Origin of the sequence: Cyclobacterium lianum (assembly GCF_900143075.1) — a bacterium.
GTDB lineage: Bacteria > Bacteroidota > Bacteroidia > Cytophagales > Cyclobacteriaceae > Cyclobacterium > Cyclobacterium lianum.
Genome location: NZ_FRCY01000009.1, coordinates 125,046 through 137,217 on the forward strand (window position 1 = coordinate 125,046; position 12,172 = coordinate 137,217).

Sequence of the window (12,172 nt, forward strand, 5' to 3'; positions counted from 1 at the left end):
GGCGGGGGCGCTGAAATACCTTTAGACCATTCCACAAGGAAGGAGCTTCCACCAGTCTGATCAGGAGGACCTTTTCCAACTCGCCCGTGAGCGGACAGAAGTGTCCGTTTTTATTTTGGTCAGAAGGAAAAATCTGTCTTTACGGCCCTCACTAAACATTTTTTGTCCTGGCATCATATTGGCGCAGGGTTGGTATAAAGGCTGCTCTGCCTACAATGACCGAACAGATATGGTACAGCACTACTTCCGGATATTTCTCCGAAACCTCCAACAGCACCCTACCTTCACCCTGATCAATATCTTCGGGTTAGCAGTGGGGATGGCGTCCAGCATCATGATCTTTATGTTTGTTCAGCACGAACTCAGCTATGACGGTTATCATGAAAAGTCGCACCGGATTTTCAGGGTATCAAGGGCATGGTACAACCAGGATGGAGCCATTAGTCTACACCTTGGCCATGCGGCGCCTCCTTTTGGGCCCCTGCTGAAATCTGATTTTGATCATCAGGTGCGGGATGCAGTAAGGCTCATGAATACGGATGTTATTATTGCCAGGGAGGAAAAGGTGTTCAGAGAGGAGCGCTTCTTTTTCGCAGACCCCCAGCTATTTGACGTCTTTTCATGGAAAATGGTGGAGGGAAGCGCAGACAAAGCACTATCCTTTCCAGATGGTCTGGTCCTTAGTGTATCCATGGCCGGAAAATATTTTGGCGACCAGGATCCCATGGGTCAGGCATTGGAAATACGCGTAGGCTCCAATGTTTTTTCAGGGCTTGTGAGGGGGATTATGGCTGATATCCCGGATAACTCACATTTCAAAGCTGATTTTTTTGCGGCTATGGACCCGGTTGTGGATTTTTATGGTGGTTATGATGCCATGATGACAAACTTTGGCAGTAATAATTTTGCCACTTACCTGCTACTGGAGGAGGGGGTTGCACCTGAGGAGATCGAAAGCCAACTGGCCGATTTCATTGATCGCCATATCCCTGCAAACGGACAAGGCATGCCCGCTTCCCTGGGGACGCAGCTTTTTCTATGGCCCTTGACGGATATCCACCTCTATTCCAATCTCGATTCAGAAGTTGAACCCAACAGCAATATTGAATATGTCTACATCTATGGGGCAATAGCCTTGTTTATACTGTTGATTGCCTGTATCAATTTCATGAATCTGGCCACGGCACGCTCTGCACGGAGGGCATTGGAAGTGGGATTGAGAAAGGTTATGGGGGCAGATCGGCAGCTTTTGGTCAGGCAGTTTATGGGCGAAACCACGCTCATGTCTTTTCTCGCCTTGCTGATAGCGCTACTCCTCGTCTGGCTCACCTTACCCTTTTTCAGTCAATTTACCGGAAAAGAGTTGAGTCTGAATTTGTTGAAACACCCGGAATACCTGGTGGCATTTGCAGGATTGGTGATTCTGGTGGGTTTAATTTCCGGTAGCTATCCCTCGCTGTTTCTTTCGCGATTTCAGCCTGCAAACGTTCTTAAAGGTACCTATAAGATCGGTTCAATTCATGAAAAGTTGAGGGCTATTCTGGTAGTGGGTCAATTCGCAATATCCATAGCATTGATTGTAGCAGTGTTGGTGGTAATCCGCCAGCTTGATTTTATGAAAAATAAGGACCTGGGTTTTAGAAAAGATGAGATTGCAGTTCTTCCAGCCTTCCAGGAATTTACAGCCAATTATCAACTGCTGCGGGACCGTTTGATGCAACACCCGGGGATTGAACAGGTGGCCATTTCCAGCAGGATCCCTTCCGGCAGACTGCTGGACTCTCAGGGTGCGCAGGCAGAGCTGGATGGTAATCTTACCCCCATCAATACCCGCATCTCCGACATACATGTCAGTCATACCTTTATGCAGACTTTTGGGATGGAAATATTGGAAGGAAGGGACTTTGACTTCAACATAGGAGCGGATTCTACCCAGGCTTTTATTCTGAATGAATCGGCGGTACGGGCCATTGGCTGGAGATCACCGGCTGAGGCTCTAGAAAAACAGTTTAACTATGGTACCAGAAGGGGACAGGTTATAGGAGTAGTCAGAGATTTTCACTTTGAATCATTACACCAACCCATCAGTCCCATGGTTTTTATGGTGCCTGACTCCAGGTTCAATCAGGTAGCGGTAAAACTCAAAAGAGAAGGAAGGGATGATGCCCTGGCGTTTCTCCGGGAAGAATGGCTGGCCATGAGGCCGGATTATCCCCTGGAAATCAGTTTCGTCGCCGATAAATTCGATGAACAGTATCGCGATGAGGAAAAAATCGGAACTGTTTTTGGTTTTTTTGCCGGCCTGGCCATTTTGATATCCGTTCTTGGCTTGTTTGGGCTTTCTACCTACGCTACAGAGCAAAGGACCAAAGAAATAGGAATCCGAAAGGTGTTGGGGGCAAGTAGCTGGAATATCGTGTTGCTATTGGGAAAGGACTTTCTGACTCTGGTATCCATCGGTTTTGCTATTGCCGTACCCCTGGCCTGGTTCGGGATGAACCAATGGCTGGAAAATTTCGCCTATAGTATTTCAGTTTCCTGGCTTGTAATGATTATGGCAGGTGTACTGGCTTTGTGTATAGCGGCCATCACAGTCAGTTCACAATCGTTTCGGGCTGCATTGATCAATCCGGTGGATACCTTTAGGAAAGAGTAAACTTTCTTTTATATTGGGAAAATTTCAACAGCTCCCTTTTCACCTCCGAAATGCAGCCCATAGAATGCTGTTTTTTAGCAGGTTCCGGTACCGGGAATCGGCAAAAATCCCGGGGCCATGCCCTGGTTGCAGGTATACCGATCGGGTTTTTGGGTTGACTTCCCGGCTCCACATCAGGTGCTCCATGCTTTCAGAATGGGAGCTGCTGATCAGTACATTTACATCAGGAGAAATAAAGACCTGACCATATATCTCATCAAAAATTTCAAAATCCTCAATGGCCAGGCTGATCGGATGGTCTTTGTCTGCGATCCTGGCATCATAATGTACATCATGCTGGTAATTTGATTGCATTTGGGTACTATCCTCATTTTCAATGTACCGACCTCCCAATACATCCCGGTAAAAATCCCAATCCTGGTAGGAAACGATGGCATGATGGAGAAATACCAGACCTATGCCATCCTTTACCAATTGTTCGAATCCGGCCTTTTCAGCTTCGCTGATTTCCTGGACCATATCATAAAAGAGGATCACATCATATCCTTCAGGGTTAAGAAAATAAGCATTGGCTTCGGGCTGAGCCAGTTCTTTATATTCAATGTTACGCAAAGCATCCATCATTTCGAAAAACGCGGGGCGATCAAATCCATGCCCTCCTGTGATCACCAATACGGAGATTTTCTCCTGCCGGGCATTTCCCACATTTGTCAGACAAAAGCAGATAAGCAGGTATATACACAATGCTTTCATAGCGGATTTATTTTATATGATCGCCTCCTTTCGGGAATGCTGCCACCGCATCTGAATGCCGGCGCAGCATGACTTCCAATAATTCTTTTAACCTGTCTTTCAATTCCTGTGGCTGAATGATGGTGACCTCATCCGCCATCATGATGATCCACCTCAGAAAACCTTCTAAAGAACAGGTCATAAAGGTCAGTAAAACAGTATCACCGCAGTCCTCTTTTAGTACAAATCCCTGGTCATACAGTTGGGATTGGAGGTATTTTACCATCGATTTTTTGGTTGCTATAACGACTTTGGTCAGGTTTTCTTCTTTCTCAATTTTTTCCAGGTAGGCCTGAAGAGAGGGGTGGTTCCCTTTGAATCTTTCATCCATGACCTTTAATGCATTTATCCTGTCCAGCCGGAAGGTGCGGTAATCATTCCTTAACCTGCAGTAAGCGATCATGTACCATTGCTCGAAAGCAAAGTATACCCCGATGGGTTCTAGGATGCGGGTGGAGGTTTGCTCTTCTACGAAAGTGGTGTAGCAGATCTCGATCAGTTTTTTTTCCGAAAGGCTATCCAATATCCCCTGCAGTACCTGTTCCTTGCCAGCTGCCTGCAGGCTGTTTTTTCTTCTCACCTGTATATGGGAAGATAGGTGCTCGATGACGTCTTTTTCCGGTTGGCGAAGGACAGATTTGATTTTATAGACCGCAGTTTGAAAATTTTTACTACTTTCTCTATCCGCTACTTTTTCAACGACCTTTTCTGCCACCAGAAAAGACAAGGCTTCTTCCCGGGTAAACATAACTGGTGGAAGCCGGTAGCCGTCAACCAGGGCATATCCTTGTCCGGCCTCACCGATGATGGGAACACCAGCCTCTTCCAGGGCCCGCATGTCGCGATAAATGGTCCTGAGACTTACACCAAACCTTTCCGCAATCTCATTGGCCCTGAGCAGTCTCTTGGATTGCAATTGGGTAAGTATGGCTGTAAGTCTGTCTAATCTGTTCATCAGTTCTAAAAACAAATCAATGTAATGAATTTATAGTGCCAGAAAAAATGTATGTTTTTTTTAGGGAAGGGTAATCCTGCTGACATAGGGCTGTCACAGTCGGGTGTTTAATTTGGAACATCAATAAAATTTTAACCAAATAAACATCATTATGGGAACCAATGCAGCAAAAAACGAAACCACGCATCAAATCATTTCTCCCTCCCAGATGCATGCCCACTGGCAGGGACACCGGAAGTTGACCAGGCGGGTCATTGAAGCCTTTCCGGCAGACCAATTGTTTACTTTTAGTTTAGGAGGCATGCGAAGCTTCGGGGAGATGGTCAAGGAGCTGATCGCCATTGCGGGGCCCGGGGTGAAGGGGCTGGCTACCGGAGAGTGGAAAGAATTGGATGAAAACCTGGACCTGGGCGATAGTAGGGAAAAACTGTTGGAAATGTGGGATGAAACCACACAGGAAATCGACCATTGGTTTCCGGAAATTCCATTGGACAAATACCAGGAAACGGTGATTGCCTTTGGTCAATACGAAGACAAAACATACTGCACCCTGCTGTACTTTATCGACAATGAAATTCACCACAGGGGACAGGCATATGTTTATCTCAGGGCATTGGGCATCGCACCGCCTGATTTTTGGGAACGGTAATCTGCAGATGGAAGATTTCTTCCGGTAGTGGATAAAAAGAAACAAGCCCGAAGCCATACAGCTCCGGGCTTGCTCCGTTTATGCTCCGGTTACCCAGTTTTCTACCTCATCTTTGGTAGGGTTGGGCGCTTCCAGTTTGAGTTTTTTTCGTTTTCCGCAGACATCATTGAACAGTTTGTTTGGGTTTTGTCCCCTGAGCTGCTCCAGTGTATGGATATTCAATTCCCGGATAGCCGGGACCAGTCCCGGGTGTATACCCAAAGCAATAAAATCATCGTCTGAAGCCACCTGAACTTTTTTCTCTGGTTTCATCTGTGGGAAAAACAAGACCTCCTGAATCGTGCTCTTATTGGTGAGCAGCATACAGAGCCGATCTATGCCGATACCAAGTCCAGAGGTTGGGGGCATTCCATATTCCAGTGCCCGCAGAAAATCCTCATCCATGGCCATGGCTTCATCATCTCCTCTGGCAGCCAGTTTGAGTTGTTCCTCAAATCGTTCCCGCTGGTCGATCGGGTCGTTCAGCTCTGTGTACGCATTGGCGATTTCTTTGCCATTGACAAAAAGTTCGAACCTTTCCACCAACCCTGGCTTGTCCCGGTGTTTTTTGGCCAGGGGGGTCATTTCTATGGGGTAGTCGGTGATGTAGGTGGGTTGAATAAGGTGGTCTTCCACTTTTTCACCAAAAATTTCATCGATGAGTTTTCCTTTTCCCATGGAGTCATCAACTTCCACTCCCAAATCAGCGCATACAGCCCTCAGGGCTTTTTCGTCCATCTGGCTGACATCCACCCCCGCATATTCCTGAATAGATTCAAACATGGTCAGCCGGCGGTAAGGCCCCGCAAATTCAATCATATTTTCACCGACCTTAGCCTGTGTTTCGCCTAAAACAGCCCTGGCGATCTGACCCAAAAGGTCCTCAACCATCTCCATCATCCAATTGTAATCTTTGTAGGCGACATAGATTTCCATTGATGTAAATTCTGGATTGTGGGTACGGTCCATGCCTTCATTCCGAAACATCTTACCAATTTCATATACTCCTTCAAAGCCTCCTACAATCAATCGCTTCAGGTAGAGCTCATTCGCTATTCTTAAAAACAGCGGAATGTCCAGCGCATTGTGATGGGTGTCGAATGGTTTGGCAGCTGCTCCACCATGCACCTGCTGAAGGATGGGAGTTTCTACTTCCAGCCAGCCATGCTCGTCAAAATACCTTCTCATGGATGAGATCACCCTGGACCTGGCCACAAAGGTGTCTTTTACCTGCGGGTTTACAATCAGGTCTACATACCGCTGCCGGTAGCGCAATTCCGGGTCGGTAAATCCATCGTAGACGTTTCCCTCCTCGTCTCGCTTAACGACAGGAAGCGGTTTTAGTGATTTGGACAGCAAGGTCAGTTGCTGCACATGCAGTGATATTTCACCGGTTTGGGTAGTGAAAATAAAGCCATTCAGGCCGATAAAATCACCAATTCCGAGCAATTTTTTGAATACCGTATTGTAAAGGGTTTTGTCTTCTCCGGGACAGATGTCATCCCGTCTGACATAGATTTGTAGCCTGCCGGTGCTGTCCTGTATTTCTGCAAAACTAGCCGACCCCATGATCCGGCGGGTCATTAGCCGGCCTGCAATGCTGATGTTCTTATAGTCGTTTTTTCGATTTTCATAGTTTTTGTGAATGTCTGCTGCCGAGGCATTGATCGGATAGGATATCGCTGGGTAGGGGTCTATGCCCAATTGCATCAGCGCTTCCCGGTCCTTTCTTTTTTCTATCTCCTGTTCGTTCAGTAATTGCATGTATAAAGGTGGTTATGCTATTGTTGGAAACTCGGGCAGGTTTTTACGCCTGCGTATTTCTTGTTTGATCAGTTTCAGTTCTCTGCCTGTCTGGCCGGAAATCCCGGAATTTTCTTTTGCTCTCCTGCCAAGGTAGGGCAAGACTTCCTTTACCGGGCCGTAGGGCAGGTATTTGATCACGTTAAACCCCGCCTGGGCCAGGTTGAAGGAAATCGGATCACTCATACCGTATAACTGGGAAAAATAAACCCGCTCGTCATTCCGGGACAGCCCGTGAAGGTCTGTCAGCTCAGCCAATATGGTATTGCTCAGTTCATTGTGAGAGCCATTTACCACGGATACCCGCTGTTTGTTGTTTATGCAAAACTGCAGTGCTTTGTTAAAAGCTTCGTCTGTATCCGCCTTTGTCTTATGGATGGGGTCGGGATAGCCGCGGTATGCCGCTGCCTCACGTTCCTTTTCCATATAGGCTCCTCTCACCAATTTTGCCCCCAGAAAATAGCCTCTGGTGACGGCATCCAGGTGTGCATCCTTTAGGTTGCGCAGCATGTCTTTGCGGTATAACTGAAAGGTATTGAAAATGATTGCACTTTGTGTATTGAACCGCCGCATGGCTTCCCGGGACCATTCGTCTATGACTCCCTGAAACCAACTTTCCTCACCATCTACCATGATGCGCACTTTGGATTGAAATGCAGCCTGACAGATAGCCATAAACCGTTCTTTACCTTTGGCCAGTTGTTGCCGGGCTTCCTCAGAAAGATGCTGACCAGCCTGTGCCTGCGCAAGGAGCATGCTGTCAGCTATTCCGGAAACCTTGAAAACAGCGAATGGCAGGTTTTCATTGGTCCTGGCTTCCTGAATGGTTCGGATGATTTCATCCATTGCGGCTGAAAAACCGACTTCATCCTTTTTTCCTTCCACTGCATAATCCAATACAGACCTGACTCCAAACCTGGCCAGCCGTTGGATAGTTGGCCTGCAATCCGCTATATGCTCTCCGCCGCAAAACTGGCGGAAAACAGTTTCCCTTACCCATTTATCGATAGGAAGACCGACCGAAAATGCCATCCTTGTGAACCAGATACCGGCCTTTACCAGGATAGGATAGCCCAGCAGCTGAAACAATCCCTGCATTTTTTTCATCTCCTCATCAGAAAGGTGGGCAAAGGCTGTTTCCAGGTTATCAAAAGAAAAAGCAGGTTTTTTTTCCATTTTCAAGGGGCAAAGATACCAAAAAAACACTGATTGAGCTGCTTTTGTTGTTTAGATTTCGACAATCGCTATATTTCCGTACGGATCATCCTGTTAGGAATTTATACCGGGAATGGTCCGCGGCCTACCTGCTTTACGATTCTCAAAATCGACATACCTGTCAGATTATTGTTGAGATTTTCCCTATAAAAGGCCATCTGTATAGATGCAGGCTGAGAGCACCAGTCCATTCCTTTTCAATTGGCGGGATGAAATAAAATTCAAATGATTTTCAATAAAAAATCAATAACTGTTTGATTTTTAATCGGGGAAGGATTACATTTGACGCATGAAAAAATTTGCAGCTACATATTTTAGCTTCTTTTACTTTTACTTTCGTCCCTATGGCCGAATCGGAGCTGCATATTGTCTTGAGAAAAAGTAACTAAAGATAAACAAACACAAAAGCCCGATTCGCGAGAGTCGGGCTTTTTTAATTTAACCGTAAATCGAAAAATGGAAAATCACTTACAAACGAAAGACTGGGGCCTGGGCCTGGACAAGGAGCACCTGATCATCGCCGGACCCTGTAGTGCCGAGACGCCCGAGCAAATCGAGAAGGTTTGTCAGGACATGATCGCAGCAAATGTGGTGCCCGATGTATTTCGGGCAGGAATCTGGAAGCCCAGGACCAGACCGGGAAGTTTTGAGGGCATCGGTGAAGATGGTCTGAAGTGGATGGAAATCGTTCGGCATCACCTGAATATTCCCATTACAACTGAGGTAGGCAATACGGCTCACGTCGAATCAGCACTGAAGCATGGGGTAGATATTCTCTGGATTGGTGCCCGTACCACTGTCAACCCATTTGCGGTACAGGAGATTGCAGAAGCTTTGAAAGGGGTAGATATACCGGTGATGGTAAAAAATCCCATGAATCCAGATCTGGAACTTTGGAGGGGAGCATTGGAAAGGCTACAGGCTGTTGGAGTCAATAAATTGGCTGCGATTCACCGGGGATTCAGTGATGCCTACGACAAGAAGTTCCGAAACAAACCCAACTGGTCTATGCCGATTCACCTCAAAAGGATGTGGAAAGGCATGCAGGTCATCAATGATCCCAGTCATATTGTAGGTAACCGAACCGGACTGCTGGAGACGGCACAGCGCGCCATAAACTTCGGGTTGGATGGCTTGATGATTGAAACCCATCACGATCCCGACAATGCCTGGAGTGATGCCAAACAACAGGTTACGCCCAGGCAATTGAAGGACATTCTGGATCAGATTGACTTCAAACATACCCTTCAAACGGAGCATCCATCAGAAAAACTAAAAGATCTCAGAAATGCCGTAGACCACCTGGATGACCAATTGCTGGACTTGCTGGCCGAACGCTTCTCTATCATAGATCAAATCGGTGCACATAAGAGGGAACACAACCTCACCGTTTTTCAGGCAGATCGCTGGAAGCAGGTGATGGATTCCAGAACCCAAAAAGGAATGTCCAGAAACCTGAGCGAGAAATTCATGAAAGAATTGCTTTATTGCATTCATGAGGAGTCCGTTAAAAGACAAGAGAAAAAATTAAGGGAAGAACAACCTTCTAATAAATCAGTCTGACGGTTAAGCCCGTTTTGTGTTCGGTACCATTTTCCTGATAGTTTTTGATTGCGGGAGCGTATCCCTCCTGTCAAAACCGGAAGCTTGCCTGTAAAAAAATGTAACTTCCTACCGGAGACTGTTCGACAACAAAACGGGTTTAATTTTTTACCTTTACCAAAAAACACCGTTTTGGAAACAATCATATTTTCGTCTCAAATCGCACAGGATCTTCCACGTTACCTCCACAATAAAAAGTATTCCAGGCTGGGGATTATTATGGATAGCCATACCATAAAGCATTGCTACCCATTAGTTTCTGAAAGTCTTCCAGAACATTGTCTGCATGCTTTTGAAGCCGGGGAAGTACACAAAAATCTGGATTCCTGCCAGGGAATCTGGCAGTGGATGACAGAGAATAGTTTTGACCGTAAAACACTGATAGTCAACATAGGCGGCGGGGTTGCCGGCGATATGGGGGGCTTCTGTGCAAGTACTTACAAGCGAGGGATTCGTTTCGTCAATATTCCTACTACTCTGCTGTCTCAGGTTGATGCCAGTGTAGGAGGCAAGTTGGGAATAGACTTCAATGGGTTCAAAAACCATATAGGGGTTTTTAACGAGCCCGAGGGGGTATTGATCTGTGAGGAGTTTTTGAAAACGCTGCCCGAGGCAGAATTGCGCTCGGGATATGCTGAGGTGATCAAACACGGTCTGATAAGGAATGAAAATTACTTCAATAGTTTGAAAGCAGAAAACTGGCAGTTCCAACCCTGGAAGGATATTATTGAAGTGTCGGTAGGCATCAAGCGGGAAGTAGTGGATAAGGATCCAAAGGAAAATGGCCTCCGGAAGATTCTGAATTTTGGGCATACCATCGGGCATGCCATCGAGTCCCATTTTCTCCATAGTCCGTACCAGTTATTGCACGGTGAAGCCATTGCGATTGGCATGGTCACAGAAGCCTATCTTTCGCACAAGTTTCTGCGTCTCCCCCTTACCCAACTTGAAACGATTCAGCAAAAGCTGCTGGCTGTATTTGGTAAAATATCCATTTCAGAAAGTGATTTTGATGCGATCATCAAACTTTGTTTTCAGGATAAAAAAAATGATGGAGAGAAGCTGAATTTTTCCTTGCTGAGGAAAATAGGCGATTGTGATTTTAATATTGTGGTGGAACGGGAGGCTGTAGTTGAGGCTCTGGAATATTACAATAAACTGGAAGAATGAAAAGCAAAATGATATCAGGCACCCTACAGGTATCCCACCGTTAAGCAGCTAATTTTATGAAAAGCATTGACTTACCCAAACTTGAATCAGCCATAAAGGTCAAAATCCCACTTCCCTCCTCCAAGAGTGAAAGCAATCGGGTATTGATCATCGACGCCCTGACCAGCGGCAAAAACCACCTGTCCAATCTGGCTGAGGCCAGGGACACCCAGACCATGATCCGTCTGTTGGCGGAGGACCCCGATACCTATGATGTATTGGACGCCGGCACCACCATGCGGTTTTTGACGGCTTATGCGGCTCTGAATAATAAACGAAAAACACTGACGGGTACGTCCCGGATGTGTGAGCGTCCCATCGGTATCCTGGTGGATGCCTTGCGGGAGATTGGAGCGGAAGTAAAATACCTGAAAAACGAAGGTTTTCCTCCCTTGCAGACAGGTGGTTTTGTCAACCAGAAGGCTGCCGGGATCAGCATACGGGGAGATGTCAGCAGCCAGTACATTTCTGCCCTGCTGATGAACGCCCCCCTGCTTCCCAGGGGACTCAGCTTACACCTCACCGGCAAAGTGGGGTCGCGCACCTACATCACCATGACCCTGGAATTGATGAAAACCTTTGGTGTTGATTATGAGTTTGAAGACAATAAAATCACCATTGCCCCGCAACCCTACCAACCTACCTCATTCTCAGTAGAAAGCGATTGGTCCGGAGCCAGTTATTGGTTTAGCCTATTGGCTTGCGCCGGCGCCGGCGAAATATTTTTGTCGGGATTGAAAGCGGACAGCCTGCAGGGAGATGCCAGGATAGTAGCTATTATGGACCACCTGGGGGTGAAGAGTACGTTCCGTGACGGTGGCGTCGCGCTCCAGGCTCAGCCTGTCCGGGGTTTGGCGGATTTCGATTTTTCAGATTGTCCGGATCTTGCCCAGACGGTTGCGGTTACCTGCGCCCTGACTGGTCAGCAGACAGCCTTCAGGGGTCTGGAAAGTTTGCGGATAAAGGAAACAGACCGGATCGCTGCCCTGCAAAAAGAGCTGGCAAAAATCGGCGCCGGACTTGAGGAAAAGCAGCCCGGAATATTTACATTGATTCCAGCTGAAAAAATACCTGAATCTGTGGAAATTGACACCTATGATGATCACCGCATGGCCATGGCATTTATGCCCCTGATGGCCAGAACTAAAGTTCGGATTCTGGAGCCGGAAGTTGTCAACAAATCCTATCCGAGCTTTTGGAAGCATTGCGAACTTTTGGGTATCAGACCAGCTTATAACCATTAACGGGCCGA

At 46.9% G+C, this 12,172-nt stretch carries 9 protein-coding genes; 5 read left to right on the forward strand and 4 right to left on the reverse strand.

All coding sequences use genetic code 11. The features are described from left to right. Nucleotides 1–229 precede the first annotated feature (229 nt). Nucleotides 230–2,656, forward strand: a complete 2,427-nt coding sequence (locus tag BUB19_RS15260) for an ABC transporter permease (protein WP_073095497.1) — start codon at nt 230–232, stop codon at nt 2,654–2,656. 39 nt (nt 2,657–2,695) lie between these two features. Here BUB19_RS15260 and BUB19_RS15265 read toward each other — a convergent pair whose 3' ends face one another. Continuing rightward, the gene (locus BUB19_RS15265) at nt 2,696–3,409 is read right to left on the reverse strand and encodes a ThuA domain-containing protein (protein WP_073095428.1); all 714 of its coding nucleotides are present in this window, start codon (nt 3,407–3,409) and stop codon (nt 2,696–2,698) included. 7 nt (nt 3,410–3,416) lie between these two features. Continuing rightward, the gene (locus BUB19_RS15270) at nt 3,417–4,403 is read right to left on the reverse strand and encodes a helix-turn-helix transcriptional regulator (protein WP_073095498.1); all 987 of its coding nucleotides are present in this window, start codon (nt 4,401–4,403) and stop codon (nt 3,417–3,419) included. A 151-nt stretch (nt 4,404–4,554) separates the two neighbouring features. Here BUB19_RS15270 and BUB19_RS15275 point away from each other — a divergent pair, with 151 nt between their 5' ends. Next, nucleotides 4,555–5,052, forward strand: a complete 498-nt coding sequence (locus BUB19_RS15275; RefSeq protein WP_073095429.1) for a DinB family protein — start codon at nt 4,555–4,557, stop codon at nt 5,050–5,052. A 78-nt stretch (nt 5,053–5,130) separates the two neighbouring features. Here the strand turns inward: BUB19_RS15275 and lysS are convergent, their stop codons facing one another. Next, nucleotides 5,131–6,855, reverse strand: a complete 1,725-nt coding sequence (lysS, locus tag BUB19_RS15280) for a lysine--tRNA ligase (RefSeq protein WP_073095430.1) — start codon at nt 6,853–6,855, stop codon at nt 5,131–5,133. A 12-nt stretch (nt 6,856–6,867) separates the two neighbouring features. After that, a complete protein-coding gene (locus BUB19_RS15285) occupies nt 6,868–8,070 on the reverse strand; it encodes a proline dehydrogenase family protein (protein WP_073095431.1) in 1,203 nt (400 codons plus the stop codon). A 495-nt stretch (nt 8,071–8,565) separates the two neighbouring features. Here BUB19_RS15285 and BUB19_RS15290 point away from each other — a divergent pair, with 495 nt between their 5' ends. From BUB19_RS15290 to BUB19_RS15300, 3 genes are all read left to right on the forward strand, one after another. Then, nucleotides 8,566–9,672 (forward strand): chorismate mutase, encoded by a 1,107-nt coding sequence (locus BUB19_RS15290; protein ID WP_073095432.1) that lies wholly within the window; start codon nt 8,566–8,568, stop codon nt 9,670–9,672. 171 nt (nt 9,673–9,843) lie between these two features. Further along, complete coding sequence (aroB, locus tag BUB19_RS15295; protein ID WP_073095433.1) at nt 9,844–10,881, forward strand: 3-dehydroquinate synthase; 1,038 nt, start codon at nt 9,844–9,846, stop codon at nt 10,879–10,881. 56 nt (nt 10,882–10,937) lie between these two features. Beyond that, nucleotides 10,938–12,164: a 3-phosphoshikimate 1-carboxyvinyltransferase gene (locus BUB19_RS15300; RefSeq protein WP_073095434.1), complete on the forward strand. Its 1,227-nt coding sequence runs from the start codon at nt 10,938–10,940 to the stop codon at nt 12,162–12,164. Nucleotides 12,165–12,172 lie beyond the last annotated feature (8 nt).